The sequence below is a fragment of the Pseudonocardia sp. TMWB2A genome, assembly GCF_017312135.1.
Genome location: NZ_QKQY01000002.1, coordinates 2642757 through 2665947 on the forward strand (window position 1 = coordinate 2642757; position 23191 = coordinate 2665947).

Annotated in this window: 24 protein-coding genes and 1 pseudogene; 16 read left to right on the top strand and 9 right to left on the bottom strand. The window is 74.8% G+C overall.

What is annotated here, in order from left to right:
* Positions 1 to 195: 195 nt before the first annotated feature.
* From DMP17_RS27245 to DMP17_RS27260, 4 genes and pseudogenes are all read left to right on the top strand, one after another.
* On the top strand, positions 196 to 537 hold the full coding sequence (locus DMP17_RS27245) for a DUF485 domain-containing protein (protein ID WP_062399142.1): 342 nt from the start codon (positions 196 to 198) through the stop codon (positions 535 to 537).
* A pseudogene (locus DMP17_RS27250) lies at positions 534 to 2126 on the top strand (solute symporter family protein); the annotation flags it as partial. The gene DMP17_RS27245 and the pseudogene DMP17_RS27250, both read left to right, overlap by 4 nt.
* Positions 2127 to 2562: 436 nt before the next feature.
* Entirely contained in the window at positions 2563 to 2892 is a 330-nt protein-coding gene (locus tag DMP17_RS27255) for a rhodanese-like domain-containing protein (protein WP_062399145.1), read from the top strand.
* Positions 2893 to 2895: 3 nt separating this feature from the next.
* Positions 2896 to 3924, top strand: coding sequence for a DUF4328 domain-containing protein (locus DMP17_RS27260; RefSeq protein WP_337830990.1), 1029 nt, complete (start codon positions 2896 to 2898; stop codon positions 3922 to 3924).
* 618 nt (positions 3925 to 4542) lie between these two features.
* Here DMP17_RS27260 and DMP17_RS27265 read toward each other — a convergent pair.
* From DMP17_RS27265 to DMP17_RS27275, 3 genes are all read right to left on the bottom strand, one after another.
* On the bottom strand, positions 4543 to 4974 hold the full coding sequence (locus DMP17_RS27265) for a hypothetical protein (RefSeq protein ID WP_226354526.1): 432 nt from the start codon (positions 4972 to 4974) through the stop codon (positions 4543 to 4545).
* A gap of 152 nt (positions 4975 to 5126) precedes the next feature.
* Positions 5127 to 5864: a hypothetical protein gene (locus DMP17_RS27270; protein ID WP_337830991.1), complete on the bottom strand. Its 738-nt coding sequence runs from the start codon at positions 5862 to 5864 to the stop codon at positions 5127 to 5129.
* Between the two features lie 139 nt (positions 5865 to 6003).
* Positions 6004 to 7242, bottom strand: coding sequence for a cytochrome P450 (locus DMP17_RS27275; protein ID WP_337830992.1), 1239 nt, complete (start codon positions 7240 to 7242; stop codon positions 6004 to 6006).
* A gap of 21 nt (positions 7243 to 7263) precedes the next feature.
* Here DMP17_RS27275 and DMP17_RS27280 point away from each other — a divergent pair, with 21 nt between their 5' ends.
* On the top strand, positions 7264 to 8193 hold the full coding sequence (locus DMP17_RS27280; RefSeq protein WP_337830993.1) for a DUF5926 family protein: 930 nt from the start codon (positions 7264 to 7266) through the stop codon (positions 8191 to 8193).
* Positions 8194 to 8257: 64 nt separating this feature from the next.
* Here DMP17_RS27280 and DMP17_RS27285 read toward each other — a convergent pair whose 3' ends face one another.
* Positions 8258 to 8794 carry a ferritin gene (locus DMP17_RS27285; protein WP_083657986.1) on the bottom strand — a complete coding sequence of 179 codons (537 nt, stop codon included), beginning with the start codon at positions 8792 to 8794 and terminating at the stop codon, positions 8258 to 8260.
* Between the two features lie 107 nt (positions 8795 to 8901).
* Positions 8902 to 9735 (bottom strand): CPBP family intramembrane glutamic endopeptidase, encoded by an 834-nt coding sequence (locus tag DMP17_RS27290; RefSeq protein ID WP_337830994.1) that lies wholly within the window; start codon positions 9733 to 9735, stop codon positions 8902 to 8904.
* Positions 9736 to 10473: 738 nt separating this feature from the next.
* Between DMP17_RS27290 and DMP17_RS27295 the strand changes: the two genes are divergently transcribed.
* Both DMP17_RS27295 and DMP17_RS27300 read left to right on the top strand, forming a co-directional pair.
* Positions 10474 to 11094 carry a hypothetical protein gene (locus DMP17_RS27295; protein WP_337830995.1) on the top strand — a complete coding sequence of 207 codons (621 nt, stop codon included), beginning with the start codon at positions 10474 to 10476 and terminating at the stop codon, positions 11092 to 11094.
* The gene (locus DMP17_RS27300) at positions 11091 to 11414 is read left to right on the top strand and encodes a DUF3817 domain-containing protein (RefSeq protein ID WP_226354528.1); all 324 of its coding nucleotides are present in this window, start codon (positions 11091 to 11093) and stop codon (positions 11412 to 11414) included. Before DMP17_RS27295 ends, DMP17_RS27300 begins: the two co-directional genes overlap by 4 nt.
* Positions 11415 to 11421: 7 nt before the next feature.
* Here the strand turns inward: DMP17_RS27300 and DMP17_RS27305 are convergent, their stop codons facing one another.
* Positions 11422 to 12192, bottom strand: coding sequence for a DUF2470 domain-containing protein (locus DMP17_RS27305; protein WP_337830996.1), 771 nt, complete (start codon positions 12190 to 12192; stop codon positions 11422 to 11424).
* 128 nt (positions 12193 to 12320) lie between these two features.
* On the opposite strand from DMP17_RS27305, the gene DMP17_RS27310 reads away from it, so the two are divergent.
* From DMP17_RS27310 to DMP17_RS27320, 3 genes are read left to right on the top strand one after another with little or no spacing between them, the layout of a single operon-like run.
* On the top strand, positions 12321 to 13229 hold the full coding sequence (locus tag DMP17_RS27310; RefSeq protein ID WP_226356620.1) for a hypothetical protein: 909 nt from the start codon (positions 12321 to 12323) through the stop codon (positions 13227 to 13229).
* A 14-nt stretch (positions 13230 to 13243) separates the two neighbouring features.
* Complete coding sequence (gene pheA, locus DMP17_RS27315) at positions 13244 to 14191, top strand: prephenate dehydratase (protein ID WP_226354530.1); 948 nt, start codon at positions 13244 to 13246, stop codon at positions 14189 to 14191.
* On the top strand, positions 14188 to 14934 hold the full coding sequence (locus DMP17_RS27320) for a histidine phosphatase family protein (protein ID WP_226354531.1): 747 nt from the start codon (positions 14188 to 14190) through the stop codon (positions 14932 to 14934). Before pheA ends, DMP17_RS27320 begins: the two co-directional genes overlap by 4 nt.
* A gap of 4 nt (positions 14935 to 14938) precedes the next feature.
* Here the strand turns inward: DMP17_RS27320 and DMP17_RS27325 are convergent, their stop codons facing one another.
* Complete coding sequence (locus tag DMP17_RS27325) at positions 14939 to 15289, bottom strand: metallopeptidase family protein (RefSeq protein ID WP_337830997.1); 351 nt, start codon at positions 15287 to 15289, stop codon at positions 14939 to 14941.
* 1 nt (position 15290) lies between these two features.
* A complete protein-coding gene (locus tag DMP17_RS27330) occupies positions 15291 to 16571 on the bottom strand; it encodes a septum formation family protein (RefSeq protein ID WP_226354533.1) in 1281 nt (426 codons plus the stop codon).
* Between the two features lie 242 nt (positions 16572 to 16813).
* Here DMP17_RS27330 and DMP17_RS27335 point away from each other — a divergent pair, with 242 nt between their 5' ends.
* From DMP17_RS27335 to DMP17_RS27345, 3 genes are read left to right on the top strand one after another with little or no spacing between them, the layout of a single operon-like run.
* A complete protein-coding gene (locus DMP17_RS27335; RefSeq protein ID WP_226354534.1) occupies positions 16814 to 17587 on the top strand; it encodes a hypothetical protein in 774 nt (257 codons plus the stop codon).
* Positions 17588 to 17590: 3 nt separating this feature from the next.
* Positions 17591 to 18757, top strand: a complete 1167-nt coding sequence (locus tag DMP17_RS27340) for a glutathionylspermidine synthase family protein (RefSeq protein WP_337830998.1) — start codon at positions 17591 to 17593, stop codon at positions 18755 to 18757.
* A 53-nt stretch (positions 18758 to 18810) separates the two neighbouring features.
* On the top strand, positions 18811 to 19263 hold the full coding sequence (locus DMP17_RS27345) for a DUF350 domain-containing protein (RefSeq protein WP_226354536.1): 453 nt from the start codon (positions 18811 to 18813) through the stop codon (positions 19261 to 19263).
* A 19-nt stretch (positions 19264 to 19282) separates the two neighbouring features.
* On the opposite strand, the gene DMP17_RS27350 is transcribed toward DMP17_RS27345, so the two are convergent.
* Positions 19283 to 20407, bottom strand: coding sequence for a nucleotide disphospho-sugar-binding domain-containing protein (locus DMP17_RS27350; RefSeq protein ID WP_337830999.1), 1125 nt, complete (start codon positions 20405 to 20407; stop codon positions 19283 to 19285).
* A gap of 66 nt (positions 20408 to 20473) precedes the next feature.
* Here DMP17_RS27350 and DMP17_RS27355 point away from each other — a divergent pair, with 66 nt between their 5' ends.
* From DMP17_RS27355 to DMP17_RS27365, 3 genes are all read left to right on the top strand, one after another.
* Positions 20474 to 21313 carry an HAD family hydrolase gene (locus tag DMP17_RS27355; RefSeq protein WP_226354538.1) on the top strand — a complete coding sequence of 280 codons (840 nt, stop codon included), beginning with the start codon at positions 20474 to 20476 and terminating at the stop codon, positions 21311 to 21313.
* Positions 21314 to 21469: 156 nt separating this feature from the next.
* On the top strand, positions 21470 to 22051 hold the full coding sequence (locus tag DMP17_RS27360) for a phosphatase PAP2 family protein (protein ID WP_337831000.1): 582 nt from the start codon (positions 21470 to 21472) through the stop codon (positions 22049 to 22051).
* 4 nt (positions 22052 to 22055) lie between these two features.
* Complete coding sequence (locus tag DMP17_RS27365) at positions 22056 to 23129, top strand: decaprenyl-phosphate phosphoribosyltransferase (RefSeq protein ID WP_208818715.1); 1074 nt, start codon at positions 22056 to 22058, stop codon at positions 23127 to 23129.
* The last annotated feature ends 62 nt before the right edge of the window (positions 23130 to 23191 follow it).

Sequence of the window (23191 nt, forward strand, 5' to 3'; positions counted from 1 at the left end):
TACACAGCGTCACCGTTCGGACGGGTCGGTTCGTCCGGACCGGGGTTCTTCGTCGGTAACGGCACGCAACGACGTTCCCCGATGCGATACCCCGTCGTTGTTCCGGGTGAAGTGTGTCCCCCGGGGGCGCGCCGCGGTCCCCCGGCCACGACGCGGCCCGGCTCCCCGCAGCACGACCCGAAAGGAACCGGCGCCATGAGCAGCCCCGCAGAGCGCTCGGCCGGCACGATCTACCAGCAGGTCCAGGCGAGTCCCGAGTTCCGGGCGTACCGCAGCCGTCTCCGGCGCTACGTGTTCCCGATGACCGCGATCTTCCTCGCCTGGTATCTCGCGTACGTCGGTCTCGCCAGCTACGCCCCCGAGTTCATGTCCATCCGGGTCGTCGGGACGATCACGGTCGGGCTGCTCGTCGGCCTCGGCCAGTTCGTCTCCACCTTCCTGATCACGACCCTGTACGTCCGGTTCGCCGAGCGTGAGATCGACGGCCCGACCGCCGAGCTGCGCGCCCGGGTCGAGCAGGCGGAGGTGCGCGCATGACCACGTCGGTACTGGCCCAGGCCGAGTCGGTCGGCTCGGTCACCGCGAACCTCGGGTTCTTCCTGCTGTTCGTGATCGTGACCCTGATGATCGTGCTGCGGGTCAGCCGCACGAACGCCACGCGTGCCGACTACTACACCGGTGGCCACGCGTTCACCGGCCCGCAGAACGGCACCGCGATCGCCGGTGACTTCCTGTCCGCGGCCTCGTTCCTCGGCATCGCCGGGGCCATCGCGCTCTACGGCTACGACGGCTTCCTCTACTCCATCGGCTTCCTCGTCGGCTGGCTGATGGCGCTCCTGCTCGTCGCGGAGCTGCTGCGCAACACCGGCCGCTTCACGATGGGCGACGTCCTGGCGTTCCGGATGCGCCAGCGCCCGGTCCGCGCGGCCGCCGCGACCTCGACGCTGGTCGTCTCGCTCTTCTACCTGATCGCGCAGATGGCCGGGGCCGGCGGGCTGATCTCGCTGCTGCTGCAGATCCCGAAGACCGACAAGCTGTCGCAGGCGCTGGTGATCGTCGTCGTCGGCGGCCTGATGGTCGTCTACGTGCTGTTCGGCGGCATGAAGGGCACCACCTGGGTGCAGATCATCAAGGCCGGTCTGCTGCTCACCGGTGCCGCCGTGCTCACCACCTGGGTGCTCGGCCGCTACGGGTTCAACCTGTCCGCGGTGCTGGAGCAGGCCACCCGGAACTCCGAGCACGGCGAGGCGATCCTCAACCCGGGCCTGCAGTACACGAACAAGATCGACTTCATCTCGCTGGGCCTGGCCCTGGTGCTCGGCACGGCGGGTCTGCCGCACATCCTGATGCGCTTCTACACTGTGCCCTCGGCCAAGGAGGCCCGGCGCTCGGTGGTCTGGGCGATCTGGCTGATCGGCATCTTCTACCTGTTCACGCTGGTGCTCGGCTACGGCGCGACGGCGCTGCTGCCGCCGGGGACGATCACCCGCGCCAACCAGAACGACGCCGCGCCGCTGCTGGCCTACGCCCTCGGCGGCGAGATCATGCTCGGCCTCATCTCGGCGGTGGCGTTCGCGACGATCCTCGCGGTCGTCGCCGGTCTGACGATCACCGCGTCGGCCTCGTTCGCCCACGACGTCTACGCCAACGTGCTCCGCCGCGGCACCGCCACGCCGGACGCCGAGGTCAAGGTCGCCCGCACGACCGCGCTGGTCATCGGCCTGGTCGCGATCGGCGGCGGGATCGTCGCCAACGGCCAGAACGTCGCCTTCCTGGTGGCGCTGGCGTTCGCCGTCGCCGCGTCGGCGAACCTGCCGACGATCCTGTTCTCGCTGTTCTGGAAGCGGTTCAACACGACCGGCGCGCTGTGCAGCATCTACGGCGGCGTGATCGTCTGCGTGGGCCTCATCGTGATCTCCCCGGCGGTGTCCGGGTCCCCGACCTCGATGGTGCCGAACGTGGACTTCGCGTTCTTCCCGCTGTCCAACCCCGGCCTGGTGTCGATCCCGGTGTCGTTCGCGCTGGGCATCATCGGCACCTTCCTCGGCGGCCGCGAGCGGTTCAACGCCGCCCGCTACGCCGAGATGGAGGTCCGCTCGCTCACCGGTGCCGGTGCGGTGCGCGCGACCACCGCGCCGAAGGAGGCGCCGAAGCCGACCGCCGTGCCCGCCGAGGACCTCATCGGGATCCCCCGGCGCGGGGCCGAGGGTTCCGGCCGGCACCGCTCGCAGCCGCGTCCGCAGCCCCGGCCGAACCCGGGACAGCAGCGGCCGCAGACCAGCCGCCAGGCCGGCGAGCTGTTCGGCAACACCGGGCTGACCGGCACCCAGCCCGCGGTCGGGGCCGACGGGCGTCCGGACCGGTTCGGGACGGGGCGCAGGCCCGGGCCGCAGGGCACCGGCGGGTACCGCCCCGCGCAGGCCACCGGCGGGTACCGGGCCGTCCAGCCGCCGCTGGACCCGAACGAGGTGACGATCCCGCACGGGTCGCTCTACCGCGACGACGGCCGCTGACCCGCGCCGCTCACGGCGGGTTGACGGGGCGGCGTGGCAGGATGGCGCCATGTCCGACCCGGTTCCCGCCGTGAGCGTGTCCGATCTCCCCGCCGACGCCCCGATGCTGGACGTCCGCGAGCTCGACGAGTGGACCGCAGGGCACGCCCCGCACGCCCGTCACCTGCCGATGTCCGAGCTGGCCGGCCGGATGGGCGAGGTCCCCACCGACGACCCGCTCTACGTCGTCTGCCGCTCCGGTGGCCGGTCGGCCCGGGTCGTCGCCTACCTGGCCCAGCAGGGCTTCCCGGCGGTGAACGTCGAGGGCGGCATGCAGGACTGGGCCGCCCAGGGCCGCACGGTCGTGACCGACGACGGCAGCGCCCCCCGGATCGCCTGACCCGTGTCCGCGCCGGCGTCCCGACGGCCGGGCCCGCCGTGCCCGCGCTGCGGCCGGACGGCGCCCCCCGGCGGGGGTGCGTTCTGCCCGTGGTGCGGCCGGTACCTGGCCGCCCTGGACTGGGTGGCGACGACGCCCGGTGGGCCGGCCGCCGAGCCCACGGCCCGGCGGGACCGCTACGCCGGCCCGCCCCGCTACCGCGCCGTCCCGCGCTGGGGTCTCCCGGTGGGGCCCTGGCGGATCACGCCGGTTCCCGGTGAGGGCCCGCTCCGGCCGGTCGACCGGGCCCGCGCGCTGGCCGCGCAGCTCGTGCCCGTGCTGTGGGTGGTCGTCGTCGTGTCGGGAGTCGCCGCCGTCGCCGAGGTGTGGCGGTACGTGCTGCTGCTGTTCAGCCGGTCCGACGCGTTGTCCCCGGAGGCCGTCGGCGTCTCCGACGCGCTGGTGTGGTTCGGCGGCTGGTCCTCGGTGGTGGCGACGATCGCCGCCGGGGTGCTGATGATCTCGTGGAGCCTGTGGACCTACCGGGCCGCCGCGGACCGCGCGGGGACGCGCGCCTGGCGGAGCCGCCGCTGGGTCGTCGCGGGCTGGGTGGTGCCCGGCTGGAACCTGGTCGCGCCCGGTTCGCTGCTGGCCGAGACCGAGCACGGCGCACTGGACCTGCCGCCGGAACGGCGGCCGTCGCCGTCGCGGGAGCTGCTGGTCTGGTGGGCGCTGTGGGCGGCGTGCGTGGTCCTCGGCGCGGTCGTCCTGGTGTGGCGGTTCCGCACCGGTACGCAGGCGCTGGCCGACGGGGTCGTCCTGCACGCCTGGGCCGACGTGCTCGCCGCGGTCACGGCGTGGCGCACGATCCGGGTCGTCCGCCTGCTCACCGCTCTGCTGGGGACGCGGGCGCAGGGTCCCCGGCAGCTGCTGGTGTCGGCGACGGCGGGTACGGCCGGCGCGGAGCCGGCGGTCCCGGTGGGAGCGGCGGCCCCGCAGGCAGCGCCGACGGCGGCACCGGTCCCGACCACGGCAGCGGACCCGGCGGGCTGAACCCGGGCGGGCCGGGCACTCTGGCGGCGTCCGGCCGCACCACCGGTGGGGATGCCGGTATGGGTGCCGGTGCGGGTGTCGGGTGAGCCGGCGGCGGCGCGGGGGTGACGGGCGTGGCCGCCCAGCCCGCCGAGCCGGGGCGGACCGCCGTCGACGGGCCCGCGGTCAGCGCGGCGTCGGAGACCTCCTCCAGCAGCTTGCGGACCCGCCGCACGGCCCGGTCGGGGCCGCGCACGACCACCGACAGGGCCAGCCGCCCGCCGTGCGGGTCGGCGACGGTGCGCAGCACGTGCCGGTCCGGGCCCGCCTCCAGGACGAGCCCGAGCCGCCCGCCCGCGTTCGGGGCGAGGGCCAGCGCGATCCGGACGAGCTCGGCGTGCGCCGCGCCGCGGACCTCGTCGCGGTGGTCGTGGGCCGCGGGGACGCCCCGGCCCGTCCGCCCGACGGCGGTGTCGGGCCCGCAGACGTCGAGGACCATCCCGCTGTCCACGTCGAGCAGGGCCGCCGAGCGGATCCGCGGGTCGAAGAACAGCGGCCCCAGTACGGCGGCCAGCCCGTCGGTGCGCACGGCGACGGCGTGCCGGTGACGTCCCATCGGTCGTGTGGGTCGCGGGGGCCTCAGCGCTGCTGGGCGGGGAAGAACGCCTGGCCCTGCTGCTGCGGCGCACCGGCCTGCGGCGAGGTCATCGCGAACTGCTGCTCGATGACGCGCAGGTCGCGGCGGGCCATCGCCAGGTTGGCCTGGGCGCGGTTGAGCACGAGGTAGAAGAACAGCTGCTCGTCGGTGCCGCGGATGATCCGGATCAGGTGGTACTGGGTGTCGAGGGTGATCAGGATGTCCTCGATGTTCTCGCGCAGCCCCAGCTTCTGCATGACCTCGAGCTTGGTCCGGACGACGTCGGAGTTGCCGGGCGCGGCGACGTCGAGGTCGAACTCGGGGCTTCCCCCGCGCGACCCCAGGGTCATGCCGCTGTCGAAGTCGACGATCGCGACCGCGAACGCGCCCTTGATGTTGGCGGCCATGTCCAGGGAACGATCGATGTTGTTCATCTCAGGTGCCTTCCGCGCAGCAACCGCCGCGACGATCTCGGGGAGCCCGCGCCGCGATCCTGTTCCGCATTCCGCGGAAAATGATCTCAGTTCTTTCCGGCGCCGGGGCGGACAACGATAACGCGCAATTCCGGAGCGTCAACACCCTGCCGTCACCCGGTGGTCGACGACGGGTCCAGACGGCGCAGCGCGGCGAGGATCCGGGCCATGGTGCCGAGGTCGTCGGCCCACCGGCCGCCCTCCGGGACGGCTCCGGCATGCGTGTCGTCACCGTCGGCTGCGGCAGGGGGCTCCGCCGGTCCGGACGGCTCGGCGGGGCCGGGTGCCCGTCGGGGGAGCGGGACGGCCGGTCCCGGGGTGCGCTCGGCGTCCGGCACGGGCGACGGCCTCGGCACCGCGATCGTCGCCGGTGGGGTGTCCGCGGGCTCGGGCGGCGAGACCGCGGGCGCGGCCGTGCGGGCCCGCATCACCGGCCGGACCGGGGCCGCGGCCGGGGCGACGGGTGCCGTCGTGACCTGCGGATCCGTTCGGACCGGGGTCCTGCCGGGTGGGCGCAGTGCCCGCCGGAGGAGCGCGACCGGGCTGCCGGACCGGTCGAGATGGGCGTAGGCGAGCAACGGGGCCGCGCCGTCGCGGGGCAGCGCCCGCAGGAGATGGTGGTCGCCCTCCCGGGTGGTGATCACCGCATCCTCGAACACCGGTCCCTCGGCGACGACCTGCGCGGCGCCCCAGCCGAGCACCTCGGCCAGGCCGGGCACGGCACGCCCGCCGGCGTCCGCGACGAGCTCGCCGGTGGCGGGGTCGGCGACGCAGGCGTACCCCGCCCCCGGCACGCCGAGAACGGTCCGCAGCAGTTCCGACCACGATTCCATCGCTGTCGATTCCACCACGTCGTCCGATGGTCGTCGACGTCGGTTCCGGTCGTTCCCGACGCCCCTTTTTCGTCGGTGATTGCGCGGCGCCGTCGACAATTCGCCGACGGCTCCCGGGAATGGACCGTTCGGCTCTCGGATCATTGCGGCATTCGGTTCATCGGACGGTGTGGGCGGCCAGTCGCAGCTCCGCCCAGCCGCGCATGACGAACCGTGGACGCCGGACCGGCGCGCCGTCGACGACGGCGTCGGGCAGGCGTCCCAGCAGCGCGCGCAGCACCTCGGCGATCTCCAGCCGGGCCAGCGGGGCACCCAGGCAGTAGTGCACTCCGGCCCCGAAGCCCAGGTGGGGGTTGGGGGAGCGGCCGACGTCGAGGCGGTCGGCGTCGTCGCCGAAGACGGACGGGTCGCGCCCGGCCGCGCCGAGCAGCGTCGCGATCCGGGTGCCCGCCGGGACCGGGTGGCCGGCCACCGTGGTGTCGACGACGGCGGTCCGCTCGAACAGCTGCAGCGGGGCGTCGAAGCGGATCAGCTCCTCGACGGCCGTTCCGACCAGTCCGGGGTCGTCGAGCAGCCGCTGCCACTGGTCCGGGTGCCGGAGCAGGGCGTGCACGCCGTTCCCGACGACGTTGACCGTCGCCTCGTGCCCGGCCATCAGGAGCAGCACCGCGGTGCCGACGAGCTCGTCCTCGTCGAGCCGGACGGACGGCGAGTCGGCGTCCCGGACGGCGAGCAGGTCGGTGATCAGGTCCGGTCTCGCGCCGGTGTCCGTGGCGGGGGCGGCGCGGCCGGACCGGCGCTCGTCGACCAGCTCCCGCAGCAGCGCCGTGAAGTCGGCCGACGCCCGCTCCGCCGCGCGACGGCCGTCGTCGCCGGGGTCGGGCTCGTACATCCGCACGATCGCGTCGGACCAGTCCCGCAGCGGCGCCCGGCGGTCCTCCGGCACCCCGAGCAGGTCGGCGATCACGGCGACCGGCAGCGGTGCGGCGACGAGCTCCACCAGGTCGGCGGGGGCGCCGTCGCGGATGCGGGCCACCAGGTCGTCGACCAGGGCCCCGGCCCGCGCCCGCACCAGCGGGGCCAGCCGCTCGGTGTGGCCGCGGGCGAACGCCGAGGCCACCAGGCGTCGCAGCCGGGTGTGCGGCTCGCCCTCGCGCTCCAGCAGCGAGTTGCGGTGCAGCAGGTTGAACGCGGCCAGCTCGGCCGCGGGCTCGGCGTCGGACCAGATGCGGCCCAGTCCGCGGTCGCGCAGCACGGCCGAGCAGGCCGCGTGCGTCACCGCGACCGGGACGCCCAGACCGGGGTGGTCGTGGACCGGCCCGGCGGCGCGCAGGGCCGCGTAGGCGGGGTAGGGGTCGGCGAGGAAACCGGGGTCGGCCGGATCGAAGACATGCACGACCCGCTACCTTGCCCGGCGATGGGTAAGAAGACGCGCAACCGTGCCAGCACCGCCGACGCGGGGGACAACCCGCGCCGGCCGTGCCCCTGCGGCTCCGGCAAGCGGTACAAGGCCTGCCACGGCGCCGGTGACGACGTGATCGTCATCCGGCCGTTCGAAGGCCTCGCGGCGGAGCCCGACCTCGTCGCCATGCGGGAGTTCCTCCCGTCGGCGACGGCGGCCCTCCCGGTCCGCTCCGGCGGTCCGGTCACGCTGGCCTCGGTGCTGCCGGGCGCGTCGGCCGCGATCGTGCGCGACAACGGCGAGGTCCTGCTCGGCATGCAGGTCCAGACCCGCTCCGGGGACCTCTCGGCCGACCTGGCCGGGGCGCTCGCCTGGGCGCGCTCGGCCGAGCCGGGATCGTCGCTGCCGGTCGTCGGCGCCGGGCGGCACACCGGTGAGCGGCTGCAGGACGTGCTGGAGCCCGGCACGCCGCTGGAGCCGACGGTGCACGCGGACTTCGCGTGGTGGCTGCCGTCGGAGAGCCCGGACCCCGAGGCCCAGGCGATGCTGGAGCGCGCCAACTCGGTGATCATGCCGACCGAGGCGGTCACCGCCGAAGGCGTGCGCGGCGCGTACTGGGTCGACACCGGGTCCAAGGCGCACGTGCGCTGGGTGCGGACCGAGGACGAGACGACGCTGATGGCGGCGCTGGCGCGGCTGTCCGGCCAGGGTGGCCTGGAGCTGGGCGAGGGTTCCCGCTACGCCGGGTCGTTCCGGGCGCACGGGCTGCTCGTGCCGGTCTGGGACGTCGACCGGGAGATGCACTCCTCGGAGTGGGCGGGTCCCGCCGCGGAGTTCGCGAAGCGGCTCGACGAGGCGGTGGCCGGGCTGGACGCCACGCCGCTGACCGAGTCCGAGCACCGGGCGCGCGACGTGCTCGCGGGCAAGCAGATCACCCTGCGCTAGACGGCCGCGAGCCCCGGCGCTCCTGCGAGGAGCGCCGGGACCCGGGTCGGACCGACGAGGGTTCCTACAGGGCGCCGCCCGCGGCGGCCGGGGCGGTCGCGTCGGCGGCGTCGCCGCGCGCGAGCTCGCGGGCCACGAAGTCCTCGACGTGGAACAGGTCGTCGCCGGCGCGGCGGACGATGGTGAGCAGCGTCGTCATCGAGGCGACCTCCTCCACCTGCTCCTTCAGGAACCACTGCAGGAACTGCTCGCCGAGGTAGTCGTCCTCGTCGCGGGCGGTGCGGGCCAGCGTGGTGATCTGCTCGGTGACCTGCTTCTCCTGGGTCAGCGCGAGCTGCACGAGCTCCTCGACCGAGGCGAAGTCGTTCTGCACCTCGCCGACCGAGGGGATGGTCGCCGTGAGGTCGTTGTCCAGCTGGTACTGGACCATCATCATCGCGTGGTTGCGCTCCTCGACGGCCTGCGCGTAGAAGTGCGCGGCCAGCTGGGGGAGGTCGGCGTCGTCGAGCCAGACGGCGATCGCGAGGTACTGCTGGGCGGCGGTGAACTCGCTCCGGACCTGGTCGCGGAGCAGGGCGTGGAACTTCGACTCGTCGGTCATGTCATCCAGGTTAGCGACTGGCGGCTCTTCCTGGAACGGCTCCAGAAAGGGTGTCTGTCTCAGTTGGACAGGGTCACCTTTCCGCTGGTGAGGGCCGCTTTCCCGGGTCAGAACGGGAGCACGCCACCGAGCAGTGCGTACCCCACGAACGCCACGACGTCGATCAGCAGATGGGCGCCGACGAGCGGCCACAGCCGGTTCGTCCGCTGCCAGTAGCGGGCGAACACCAGGCCCATGACGAGGTTGCCGACGAACGCGCCGATCCCCTGGTAGAGGTGGTAGCACCCGCGCAGGACGGCGGCCGCGAACGCCGACCGGTTCTCCGACCAGCCGAGCCGCCGCAGCCGGGTGAGCAGGTAGCCGATCATGACGACCTCCTCCGCCCAGGAGTTCGCCGCCGCGGACAGCACCAGCACCGGGATCCGCCACCACTGGTCGGTCAGCGTGCTGGGTGCAACGTCCGGAGTGATCCCGGCGAGCCGTCCGACCAGGTAGAGCCCCAGCCCGGGGAGGCCGATCAGCGCGGCCAGGCCCGCGGAGTGCGCCGCGTCGCGCCACGGCCGCCGCCCGTCGAGCCCGACCCGGCGCAGCGCGATGCCCGCCCGCAGCAGCAGGTACGCGGCCAGCGCGCCCCATCCGGCCAGCTGCAGCGCGCGGACGAGCTGGAACGCGAGGTCGATCCAGGCGTCGGTGGACGCGGGCGCGTTCAGGGTGACCTGCTGGTCGGCCAGCGGGGCGGGGTTCAGCAGGGCCTCGAGCAGCGACAGCGCGCTGCGTACCGCGGACAAGCCCAGCGTCACGGTCAGGACGACGGCGATCTCCAGGCCGATCAGCCGTCGCTCGCGGGGGTCGGTGGCGCCGCCCGGGAAGGACGGGGGCGCCGGGCTCAGCCAGTCCCGCAGGGCCCCACGCGGTCGTGCCGGGACCGGTCCGCTCGTCATGGGGCGATCATTGCACCGGGTGCCGGGGGGCTCCGCGGGCCGCGTCGCGGGGGTGCAGGCGGGGGCGTGGGCAGGGTGATCCACACCGCGGCTGATCGGCATCGCGGCCTGATCGGCACCGCGCGCGCTGATCCGCGGCTCGCGCGCGTCCGGACACGCTCGAGCCGCGGATCACCGCGCGGACTGGGGATCACCGCGCGGACTGGGGATCACCGCGCGGGTGGGGCACCACCGCGCCGGTGATGCATGGCCGCGCTGGCGGGGGTAACGGGCGGCGGACTGCGGGGCCCCGGCGTGCGCATCGGCCGGTGATCCACATGGCGCGCGCAGTTTCGTCGTTCGCGTGCGTCCGGACGCACGCGGTCCGCGGATCACCGCGCGAACTGCGGATCACCGCGCGCGGGAGCCCACCGTGCGGGCGAGCCCGCCGGAGGGGTGAGACCACCGGGCGGGCGAGGGACCACCGGGCGAGCGGGGAACCAGGGCGAGCAGGGAACCACAGGGCGAGCAGGGAACCACCGGGCGGGGGACCACCGGGCGAGCGAGGGGCCGCCGGGCGAGCGGGGGACCACCCGGACGGGCGACGAGCCGCCGGACGGGCGACGGACCGGACCACCGCGTGGGCGACGGATCGCGGCGTGGGCGACGGATCGGCGTTGCGGGTCGCGGGTCACGGGGCGGGCGGGGAGCGGCGGGGCGACCACGAGCCCGTCTGCGCACCACGGCGCCCGGGCCGGCGTGACCGAGCGCTCGTCGGGGCCCGGCCGTGGCCACGCCGGGGTGCGTACCCTGGTCGGCGTGATGCGGCTGCTGCTGTCCCCGAGGTGGATGGTCTGGCACGTCCTCACACTCGGCGCGATGGTCGCCTGCACCTGGCTGGCCATCTGGCAGTGGGGACGTGCGGGATCGGCGATGGGCTCGGCCCTCAACGTGGGCTACGGCCTGCAGTGGCCGCTGTTCGCCGTCTTCTTCGGCGTCATGTGGTGGCGCTTCCTGAGCATGGAGATCGCCGACCTGCGGGCGGCCGCGGACGGACCCGGCGGGACCGCGGGGACGCCGGACAGGGCGCCGTCGGCCGCGGAGGCACCCGTCGCCGGGACCGCCCCCTCCGCGGCCCCGACGCCGGCCACTGCGTCGGCGACGAAGGCGGCCACGAGGGCGGCCTCGAAGGAGGCAGCTGCGTCGGTCTCGACGCCGGCCACCGAGCCCGCCGTCCCGGCACCCCCGGCCGGGCCGTCGCCGTTCACGTCCCGCCCGGCGAACGCCGCCCCGCCCCGCAGCACCGACCCGCAGCTGCGGGCCTACAACGAGGAGCTGGCCCGCCTTGCGGCCCGGCACCGGGAGGAGTCCACCCCGTGACCGTCGCGACCGCTCTGAAGGCCTACCGGATCTCCGCGTGGGTCACCGGCGTCGGCCTGCTGCTGCTGACCTTCTACGCGATGCCGGCGAAGTACCTGTTCGACGACCCGCGGCCGGTCGCGCTGATCGGGATGGTGCACGGCTTCCTGTACATGATCTACATCGTGTGCACGCTGATCCTGGCCGAGCGCTGCCGGTGGAAGCCGGTGTTCGCCGTGGTCATCCTCGCTGCGGGCACCATCCCGGTCGCGTCGTTCGTCGCCGAGCGCAAGGTGACCCGGAAGGTGCAGGCCGAGCACCTGGCACCCGCCGGTCCCTGAGCCCGGCTCAGCGGCCCCCGGCCGTCGGGCAGCCCACCAGCTCGGCGAACCGGCGCTGCAGCTCCTCGGGCGTGTCCGCGGGCGCGGAGAACGCCAGCCGCACGTCCTGGGTGCCGGTCGCGGTGGGCACCCGCACGCGGAGCCCGAAGCGGTCCACGCCGACCGGGCGGACCCGGCCGCCGGTGAACCCCAGCCCGTCGGGCAGGTGGCGGCGCAGCGCGCACAGCATCTCCGGGTGCGCCCGGTCCAGGTGCTCCAGCCAGACCTGCTCGACCCGGCAGAACGGGTCGGGCTCGGCGGCGGCGAGCTCGGTCGGCGAGACCGGCGCGCAGCCCTCGGCGTCGGAGTAGACCGCCGACGACGGGTGCAGCCGCAGCAGCGTGGCGCCGCGCCCGGCGTCGAGGAGGTTGGGGTGCGGGGCCTTCTCGGCGAGCCGCAGCGCCCGTTCCCGGCCGGTCGTCGGGTCCGGCTCCTGCAGGGTCCCGACCAGCCACAGCAGCTCCCGGACCGGCTCGTCGAGCGGCACCGGCGTGCTGCCGGTCAGCTCGAGCATCACCGGGAGCCCGTCGAGGGTGAGCCGGGCGCGCTCGCGGAGCACGTGGTCGTCGGGCAGCAGCAGGTCGGTCGTGCCGTCCGGCCAGGTGTGGTGCATCAGCGGCGCACACGGTTCCGGCTCGCCGGTGCCGACGAGTGCCGCGCGGCCACCACGGGTGACGAGGCTGCGGGCTCGCTCGGCGACGGCGGGCGTCGGGGGGCGGCGCACTCGGGTCGTTCCCACTCTCACCTCCGATTAGGTAACCCTTACCTAATCAGTAGGAAGTATCGCCTGTCCAGTGGCTGTGGACACAGGGGGGCAACCCCCGTTGATGGGTCGCCGTGACCCGACCGTTAGCGTCTGTCGACGTGATGACCGTGCCCTCGGGTTCCTCAGCCGACCCGTGGCCGATCCGTCCGCTGCTCGCCGCGCTGGTCGACGACACCAGCCTGCTGCAGCCGAGGACCGTCGCACCGGGCGTCGACGCCGTCGTGTCGCGCTATCTCGCCGCCCGCGACGGCCACTACGGAGGCCTCGTCGGACGGCTGGTCTGCCCCGCGTCGCAGCTGCCCGCCGTCGTCACCGAGCTCGCCCGTTCCGCGCCGAGCCGGCCGGCGGAGCTGGCCCTCGTAGTCGACACCGGGCTGGGTGCGGTGCCGAAGGCGTTGTCGACCGTGTTCTCCCGCTCCAGCCTGCTCACCCCGAGCACCGTCGAGTGCGCCGCACCGCCGGACGTCGACGGCATCTGGCTCGAGCGCGTCTCGGAGTTCGTGCCGGACGAGGTGACCCCGGTCGTGGAGCCGCGCCGCCCCGTCGAGGGTGACGAGGAGGGCACGCTCGCCTGGCTAGCCGCCGTCCGCAAGGTCGCCGAGCACGGCTGCACCCCGAAGATCCGCCTCGGCGGGCCGCGCGCCTCCGACGTGCCGGAGATCGTCGACGTGCACAAGTTCCTGCTGGCCGGCCTGGAGAGCGGCACCGGCGGGATCTCGGCCCAGGGCATCGACCGGATCGTCCGCGAGGACTCGTCCGCGTCGACGCCCCGCGGCCGCCACGGCCTGCTGAACCTGATCGCCGCCGTCGCGCGGATGACCGGGGTCAGCGCCTCGCCCGACCCGGCCGAGGAGGCCCTGGCCTGCACCGACGGCGAGAAGCTCGCCCGGGAGCTCGACGAGCTGCCCGAGGCCGCCGTCGAGCAGGTCCGCACCGTCCTGCCGCGCTGCGGCGTCGACCCGGAGCCGGTCCCGATCGCCGACCTCGTCGCCCTCGGGCTGCTGGACTGATCAGGACGGATCGGATGCGGATCGGATTCCTGGGGCCGCACGCCACGTTCACCGAGCAGGCCCTGCTGACCCTGCCCGAGTCGCGTGGCGCCGAGCTCGTGCCGCTGCCCGGCGCCCCCGCGGTGCTGGCGGCCGTCCGCGACGGCTCCGTCGACGCCGGCTGCGTGCCGATCGAGAACACCGTCGAGGGCGCCGTCCCGCCGGTGCTCGACGGGCTCGTCGCCGACCCGCCGCTGGTGATCGCCCGTGAGGCCCGGATCGCGGTCCGGTTCTGCCTGATGGGCCGTCCGGGCACCACGCGTGACGCGATCCGCTCGGTCGCCTCCCACGGCCACGGCATCGCCCAGACCCGCGGCTGGCTCGCCGAGCACCTGCCCGCCGCCGAGATCCGGGTCAGCTCCTCCACCGCGGAGGCCGCGGCCCAGGCCGCCCGGGGCGAGGTCGACGCCGCCGTCGCCGCCCCGCTCGCGGCCACGCAGCACGGGCTGGAGGTGCTGGCCGACGACATCGCCGACAACGCGGGCGCCGTCACCCGCTTCGTGCTGCTGACCCGCCCCGGCCCGCCACCGGCGCCGACCGGCTGGGACCGCACCACCCTCGTCGCGACGACGACGAACCGCCCCGGCACCCTGCTCGGCCTGCTCACCGAGATCGCCGTCCGCGGCATCGACCTGACCCGGATCGAGTCCCGCCCGGTGAAGGACCGCCACGCCGAGTACTGGTTCCACCTCGACTGCTCGGGTCACGTCGCCGACCCGGCGATGGGGGAGGCCCTGGCCGCGCTGCACCGTCGCTGCGACCGGCTGATCTACCTCGGGTCGTTCCCGCGATCCGATCCCGCACCGGACGCCCCGGCGGCCGGGGTGGGGAGCCCGGTGGCGGCGCTCGGCGTCGCCACCGCCGACGACTACGCCGCGTCCGAGCGCTGGCTCGCCGCGGTCCGACGGGGAGCCGACACGTGAGCCACCAGACCGACGACGAGCACGACGGCGCCGCCTCCTTCGCGGCCGTCGGCACCGGCACCCGGACCGCACAGGTCCCGCCGGACGACGGCGCGCTGCGGCTCGTGCTGGTCCGGCACGGCCGCACCCCGTCGAACGTGCGGCACCGCCTCGACACCGCGCTGCCCGGCCCCGGGCTGGACGAGCTGGGTCACGCACAGGCCGAGGAGGTCGCCGGGCTGCTCGCCGGGTGGCCCGTCCGGGGCCTGTACGCGTCACGGGCGACCCGGGCGCAGGAGACCGCCGCCCCGATCGGCCGCGCGCTCGGACGCGAGGTGGAGCTGCTCCAGGGCCTGCACGAGGTGTTCGTCGGGGACCTCGAGGGCCAGGAGGGCGACGACGCCCGCGCCGCGTTCGACGAGGTCTTCGAGGCCTGGTGGGACGGCGACGTCGACCGCGCCATGCCCGGCGGCGAGTCCGCCCGCGACGTGTGGGACCGGGCGCTGCCCGACCTCGCTGCGGTGACCTCCGGGGTGGCGGACGGGGCGGTCGTCGTCGTCAGCCACGGGGCGGCGATCCGGATCCTGTCGCTGGCGCTGCTCGGCGGGCACGACGGCTCCGGCGCCGGCCACGGCGAGGTCACCTACGGCCGCGAGCGCCCGGTCCCCAACACCGGCCGGGTCGTGCTGCGTCGGGACCGCGGCGGCTGGGTCCCGGAGCTGTGGGACGCGATGCCCGGCGGGCGGCGCGCCACCCACCGGTAGGGGGTCAGCCCCAGCCGAGCTCGTGCAGCTTCTCCTCGGAGATGCCGAAGTGGTGCGCGATCTCGTGGACGACGGTGATCGCGACCTCGTCGATGACCTCCTCCTCGTCGTCGCAGAAGTCGAGGACGGCGTCCCGGAAGACGGTGATCCGGTCCGGGAGCTCGCCCGCGTAGTCCGCCGTGCGCTCGGTCAGCGCGACGCCCTCGTAGAGCCCGAGCAGGTCCGGCTCGTCGAGGTGGCGCGGCTCGACCAGCACGACGACGTTGTCCATCGCCGCGGCGAGCTCGGCGGGCACGAGGTCGAGCGCCTCGCCGACCAGCTCGTCGAATCGGTCGGCGGGCATCGCCACCGGCACGTCAGTTGCCCGACAGCCCGGGCAGGCCGGGCGGGATGTCGAGGTTCGGCTGCCCGGCGCCGCTGTCGGGTGCGGCGGGCTGCTCGGCGTCGGGCTGCTCGACCGGGGCCTGCGAGCCCGGCGCCGGGGTGGCCGCACCGTCGGCCGGGGCGCCGTCCGGTCCGGCGGGGGCACCGGGCGCGGACGGCGCCGGGGCCGCGGGCTGCCCGGAGACGACGAGGTTGCCCTTCACCGAGCCGGTGATCGAGGCGAAGCCGCTGTTGTCCGGCAGCAGGGTGCCGATGTTGCAGTTGACCTTGCGGCTGCCGGCCTTCCAGGACTCCTCGGAGAGGTTGCCCCAGTAGACGGTAAGTCCCTTGGCACCGATCACCTGGTCGTTGCCGGCGAACGTGTTGGCGGCGTCGGTGCAGGCGGGCTGGAGGAACTTGTCCTGGTCCTCGACGGCCGGCCAGTCCTCCTTGAACTCGGTGCCCAGGTCGACCAGCCCGACCGCCTCGACGGCGTGCGGCCCGGCGCAGTCGGTCGGGTCGCCGACGGTGCGGCCGTCGATGCCCAGGCAGGTGCCCACCGGCTGCACCGCGGACTGGTCCTGCGCGGCGACCTTGCCGGTGATCGGGAACATCTCCCCGCTGCGCGAGGCCATCTGCAGGCCGCAGCGCATGCCCTTGTCGCCGCCGTCCCAGCGCTGCTGCGACGGCTTGAGCGCGCCCACGCGGAACTTCCCGTCCGGGTCGAACTTGCCGTCCAGGTACTTCGTGACCACCGGGGTGCAGCGGTCGGCGACGAGCTTCTGCCAGGCCCCGTCGGCCGGGAACGTCGGCTGGTCGGTCAGCGCGACCCGCCCCGCTTGCTCGAACAGGTGCGGCCGGGCGCAGTCGACGGCGGCGGTGTCGGTCGCGTCGGAGCGGGTCCAGTTCAGGCAGGTGCCCGCGGTGTCCGGCGGGGGCGGCAGCGGCGGGGGCTCCTCCACCTTCGGCACCCCGGAGGACGCGAACGAGCCCAGCACCGGCACCTCGGCGCCGAGCAGCGAGTCCACCGACGCGACGGTCAGCATCAGCAGCGCGCCGACGAGGATCCCGATGCCGACCCGGCGGGCCCCGAGGAGCCCGCCCCGCCCTGCGCCCGCCCCTCCGGAGGCCTCCGACGACCGTCGCCGACGGGTCGGGACCACCGGGGTGGCCGACGGCCGGGACAGCACCGAGGTCGTGCCCTGCCCGCCGTGGACGGCGGTGCGGCCGGTCGCGTCGGGCCGGTCGGAGCCGGCGGGGGAGCGGGAATCCATGACGTCCCCATCATGCAGCCGGGGTCGGCCCGGCTTCACCCGGCCGGTGCCCCGGCGCGGCGGTCGGTCGGCCGGATGCTGTGAACGTGCAGGTCCGCCCGGTGCGACGGGGTGCCGCGACCACTCGTCCGGGCGGGCGTGGGTGAAACGCAGCCGAATCGTCATCCGGGAACGGCCGGTGGTCGTCGGCCGGTCCCGGTACGGTGCGCGCGGGGGACGAGAGTGACGATGGGGGACCAGCGATGACCGACGGACCGCGCGCCGGCGGCGGCCCGGACGACAGCACGCCGCCCGCCGGTACGCCGAGGGCGACACCGGGCGGCGCGACACCGCAGCCGCCGGAGCCGCAGTCGACGACGCCGACACCGCAGACCGACGGACCGGCGACGGCGCCGTGGGCGAACGCGCCCGCCGAGCAGCCCGCCGAGGCGCCGCGCGGCCGGATCCGGCAGCAGGACGGCAGCACCGCGCCGCGCGAGCCCACGCTCGCCGAGAAGCGTGCCCGCGAGCAGAAGCTGCGCGCGGACCGCGAGGCGGTGCGGCTCAAGGAGGCCCGCTCCAAGACCACCAAGCGGGTGCTGATCGGTGCCGGCGCGACCGTCGGCGTCGTCGCCCTGATCGCGGCCGTCTACGCCGGGTCCGGTGGCGGCAGCGAGTCGGTCGAGGCGCGCTGCGTCGACGACCAGGGCGTCGTCGTGCCGGACGACAACTGCAGCGGGCCGGAGAGCCAGGGCCAGGTCTCCAACGGGGGCGGCGGCTTCGCCTTCGTCCCGATCTTCCTGGGTGGCGGCGGCCGCCAGTACCACTACAACTACGGCGGCACCGGCGGTGTCGGCCAGGTCGCGACCGGCGGGAACGTGTCCCCGCCGCCGAGCGGCACCACGGTCCGCAGCGGCACGACCGGCTCGACCATCGGCTCGGCGAACCGCAGCGGCACGATCTCCCGGGGCGGTCTCGGCGTCGGCGGCGGGTCGTCGTCGTCCTCGGGCGGGTCCGGCTCGTCCAGCGGGAGCTGAGGCGTGCGACGCGAACGCGGCACCCCCCGTCCGGACTGGCAGCGCACCGTCGCCGAGCAGGGGCTCGCCTTCGGCACCCCCGGCCGGGACGGCTCGGGCAACGAGCGGCCCTACTGGGACGAGTCGGTGCACTACGTCTTCGAGATGGACGAGGTCCTGTCCCTCGAGGCCGACGTCGAGGTGCTCCAGTCCATGTGCCTGTCGGCGGTCGACCACGTGGTCACCACCGAGCGGTTCGAGGACTTCGCGCTGCCCGAGTGGTGCTGGGAGCAGGTCGCGCAGTCCTGGCGCCGCTCCGACCCGCACCTCTACGGCCGCTTCGACCTGCGCTACGACGGCTCCGGCCCGGCCAAGCTGCTCGAGTACAACGCGGACACCCCCACCTCGCTGCTGGAGGCCTCGATCCTGCAGTGGCACTGGCTGCAGGACGTCCACCCCGGCGACGACCAGTGGAACTCCCTGCACGAGAAGCTCGTCGAACGCTGGGGCGAGCTGAAGGGGCTGCTGCCGTCGTCGGAGGTGCACGTCACCTGGTCCGGCGCCGAGTCCACCGGCGAGGACCACATCACCGTCGGCTACCTGCAGGAGACCGCCGCCGAGGCGGGCCTCGACACCGTCGGACTGTCCATCGAGGACATCGGCTGGGACTCCGCACTGGACCGCTTCGTCGACCTCGAGGAAGCTCCGATGTCGACGGTGTTCAAGCTCTACCCGTGGGAGTGGATGCTGTCGGACGAGTTCGGCAAGCACGTCACCCGCAGCCTCCCCGAGACGCTGTGGCTCGAGCCGCTGTGGAAGACCCTGCTGTCGAACAAGGCGCTGCTCGCGGTGCTCTGGGAGATGTACCCCGGGCACCCGAACCTGCTGCCCGCCTCGCTCGGCAACCCCGGGATCCTCACCGAGTACGTCCGCAAGCCCCTGCTGGGCCGCGAGGGCGCCAACATCCAGATCGTCGCACCCGACTACGAGACCGCCACCGGCGGCGTCTACGGCGACGAGGGCTTCGTCTACCAGATGTTCGACCCGCTGCCCGAGTTCGACGGGTTCCGTCCCTGCCTGGGCGCCTGGCTGGTCGGTGACACCGCCGCCGGGCTCGGCATCCGCGAGACCGCCGGCCTGATCACCGACGACGGCGCGGCCTTCGTGCCGCACCGCATCCCCGAGTCCTGACCCCCGTTCCCGCACCAGTTCCTGCACACCCCCGCTCCCCGGAGGTACCTCCCGTGATCCTCGCCCAGGCGTTCGACGCCACGTACTGGGGCTTCCTCGGCCGCGGTGTCGGCGCGATCCTGCTCTATGCCGTGATCGGCACCCTGCTCATGCTGGTCGGCTTCTGGGCCATCGACCTCACCACGCCCGGCAAGCTCCCGGCGATGGTCCGCGGCGGCCTGCCGAACGCGGTCACGATCACCTCGGCCGGCATGGTGTCGATGGCGTTCATCATCGTCACCGCGATCTACGGCTCGTACGGCTCGCTGCTGCAGGGCGTCGTGTCGTCGCTGGTGTTCGGCCTGATCGGGATCATCGCCCAGGTCGCCGCGGTGCGGCTGCTGGAGTGGGTGACCGGCATCGACATCGGCGAGGTCATCCAGTCCGACGAGCCGCGGGCGGTGGCGAAGGTCGTCGCGGCCGCGCACGTCGCGCTCGGCCTGATCGTCGCGGTCGCCGTCTTCTAGACCCCGGTCCCGGCGCCGCTCAGGCCAGGGCGGTCAGCACCTCGACCCTGGCCTGCGGCGTCGGCATCGCGGCGATCTCGGCGCGGACGTCGCGGGCGGCGGCCGCGAGCTCGCCGTCGTTCAGCAGCCTGCGCAGGGTGTCGGCGGTGAACGGGCCGCCCAGCCCGGCGCCGCGGGCGGCGACCAGCTCGGCGTTGTGCCGCCGGTCGCCGGGCCCGGGCAGCGCGAGCTGCGGGACGCCCGCGGCGAGCGCGGCCAGCACGTGCGCGGCGCTGCCGTCGTGCAGCACCGCCGCGCAGGCCGGCAGCAGCTCGTCCAGCGGGACCCGCCCGACGGTGCGCACCCCCGGCCCGTGGTGGCGCAGCAGCCGCGCCGGGGGACGGACGAGCACGAGCTCGCAGTCCGGGCCGTCGGCGCGGACGCCCTGCAGCGCGCGCACCGCGGAGGACTGCAGGTCCCCGCGCACCGGTCCGCCGCCGCGCAGCACCAGCACCCGCGGGCGGACCGAGGGGCCGCTCAGCCAGGCGGGCAGCGAGGACCGTCCGGAGCCGCGGGCCCGGCCCGGCCGCACGGCCAGCGCGTCGCGCGCCCCGACCAGGCTCGACGGGGCGATGGTCAGCGCGATCGCCGGTGGCGGGACCCCACGCAGCCCGTGCCGCAGCCGGGCGCGCTGCAGCGGGCGGGAGTCCAGCAGCGTGCGGACGAGCGCGAACCCGTCGAGCAGGCCGTTCTCGTGCAGCACCGCCGGGACGTCGTGCCGGGCTGCCGCGAGCGCCCCCGCGACCGCGAGGGGCTCGTACACCACGACGTCGGGCCGCCACTGCTCGGCGACGGTCACCAGCGCGTCGGTCAGCTCCTCGTTCACCGGGCCGAACAGCGAGCGCACCCCGGCGTCGCCGCCGCGCCCGGCCAGCTCGGCCCGCGCGGTCACCGGGTGCGCGACGAGCGAGCGCGCGGCCAGCCTGCCCACCCGCAGGCTGCGGGCGACGTCGATGAACGGCAGCGGGTCCGTCCCGGGGAGCGGGTGCGCGTCGCCGCCGCCGGCGAGCAGCACCTCGTGCCCGGAGTCCCAGAGCGCGTGGGCGAGCGGCAACAGCGGTGTCAGGTGTCCCGACAGCGGGGCCGCCACCACCAGAACGCGCACCGTTCGAGGGTAACCGCCACGCGGTCGTCCGGGGGCGGTCTCCGCGCGGTTCCGTACGCTCTGGGTGTGATCGTCGAGAACGCGCCCCGGCTCGTCGCCACCGACGTCGACGGGACCCTCCTCGACGACGGCGGCGCGGTCACCCCGCGCACCGTTGCCGTGCTGGAGCGGGCGGTCGCCGCCGGCGCCGGCTTCGTGCTGGTCACCGGCCGCCCGCCACGCTGGATCCCGCCGGTGCTCGCACGGCTGCCCGAGGGCCTGGTGCGGCTGTGCGTGTGCGCGAACGGCGCGGTGCTCTACGACGCCGCCGACGACGTCGTGCTCGGCGCGCACACCCTGGAGCCCGCCACGATCCGGGAGCTCGCCGGCCTCGCCGCGGAGCTGTTCCCCGGCTGCGGGTTCGGCGTCGAGCGCGTCGGGAACGCCGAGGGCGACGACGGCGTGCGGGGCGTCGTCGACGAGTTCCTCACCGACCCCGGCTACGTGCACGCCTGGGGCGAGCACGACGGCGGCTCCACCAGCCGCGAGGACCTGCTCGGCCGCCCGGCGACGAAGGTGCTGATCCGCTCCCCGGAGCTGACCAGCGAGCAGATGATGGACGCGCTCGCACCGAAGGCGGGCGGGCTGGCCGACCTGACGTTCTCGCACTCGTCGGGGCTGCTGGAGGCCTCCGCCCCCGGGGTCACCAAGGCGACCGGCCTGGCCGAGGTCGCCCGCCGGCTCGGCGTGACCGCGGCGGACACCGTGGCGTTCGGCGACATGCCCAACGACCGGGAGATGCTGCGCTGGGCCGGGCTCGGCGTCGCGATGGGCAACGCCCACCCGGACCTGGTCGGGCTCGCCGACGAGGTGACGGCACCGCACACCCACGACGGGCTCGCCGAGATCCTGGAGCGCTGGTTCTGAGCGCACCCGGCGCCGTTCACCTGCCCGTCGACGAGCGGTCATGCCCGGTCCCACGGGCCGCCCCGACCCGGCCCACGACCCCGCCCGCGCGTACCATCACCGGCTGTCATCGCCCGCGAGCCGGGTGCCAGCGCCCGCGCCAGGAGGCCCCCACCCGTGGCTGACACGGCAGACACCCTGGACCGTTCCGGTCCGCAACCGCCCGCCGACGTCCCGCCCACCGGCGAGGTCGCCGTGCTGGCGTCCGTGCAGGGCGCTCTCGCGAACGACAGCACCGTGCGGGTCGCCCGCGGGATGTCGCTGTTCGGCGAGCACGCCGCGGGCTGGCTGGCGATCGGCGTCGTGGGTGCCGCGCTGGACCGCCCCCGCCGTCGCGAGTGGCTCGGCTCCGCCGCGGCCGTCGCGTTCGCGCACGGCGCCTCGATCGGCATCAAGCGCGTCGTCCGGCGCCGCCGCCCCGACCACCCCGCGGTCCGGGTCCTGGTGGGCACCCCGAGCCGGCTGAGCTTCCCGTCCTCGCACGCCACGTCCACCACCGCCGCCGCCGTGCTCTACGGCGGCCTGCTGGGCAGGCGCTCCCGCCCGGTGGCCTCGGCGGGTGTGGGCCTGATGGCGCTGTCGCGCCTGGTCCTCGGCGTGCACTACCCGACCGACGTCGCCACCGGCACCGCGCTCGGCGCGGCCGTCGCCGGTACCGCGCGTCGCGTGATCTCACGCAACCCCACCACCGGAGGGTGAGCGCATGACCAGCACCGACCCCACGAAGGTCGACCGCGACGACTCCGAGAAGGAGAAGGTCGCCCGGGCCGCCGACCCGCAGACCCCCGTCGTCCCGGACGCCCCCGACGACGCGGGCGCCCCCGAGGGCCACGAGGCCGACGCGGCCCCGGCCGCCGTCGCCGCCGAGCACGCCCCGCACGTGCCGATGGACCCGTCCGAGCGCACCACCACGATGGTCGCCCGCGGTCTGCTCAAGACGATGCGCCCCCGCCAGTGGGTGAAGAACGTCCTGGTCTTCGCCGCGCCGTTCGTCAGCGGCCAGCTGTTCGACGTGCCGGTCCTGATCGACTGCGTGATCGCGTTCGTCGCGTTCTCGCTGGCCGCGTCCGGCGTGTACCTGGTCAACGACGCGCTCGACGTCGAGGCCGACCGGGCGCACCCGACCAAGCGCCGCCGCCCGATCGCGTCCGGCATCGTCCCGGTGCCGCTGGCCTTCGTCGCGGCGGGCGTGCTGTTCGCCGGGTCGATCGCGCTGTCGTTCGCGGTGACCTGGCAGCTGATCATCGTGCTCGCCGTCTACGTGGCGGTGCAGCTGTCCTACTGCCTGTGGCTCAAGCACCAGCCGGTGCTCGACATCTGCATCGTCGCCTCCGGCTTCCTGATGCGCTCCATCGCCGGTGGTGTGGCCACCGGCATCCCGCTGTCGCAGTGGTTCCTGCTGGTCACCGGGTTCGGCTCGCTGTTCATGGTCGCCGGCAAGCGCTACGCCGAGATCAACCTCGCCGAGCGCACCGGGGCCAAGATCCGCAAGTCGCTGGAGAACTACACGGCGTCCTACCTGCGCTACATCTGGTCGCTCTCGGCCACCGTCATGATCGTCATGTACGGGCTGTGGGCGTTCGAGATCCGCGAGGACCACAACTCGGTGTGGTCGGTGCTGTCGATCGTGCCGTTCGTGATCGCGGTGCTGCGCTACTCGGTGGACGTCGACCGGGGCACCGGCGGAGAGCCCGAGGAGATCGCGCTCGGCGACCGGGCGCTGCAGGTCCTGGCGCTGGCCTGGATCGCGATGCTCACCCTGGCCGTCTACAGCTGACGCCGGCCGCTGCCCGGGCCCGGTTCCCCGCACAGGGGGCCGGGCCCGCGGTGTGTCGGTGC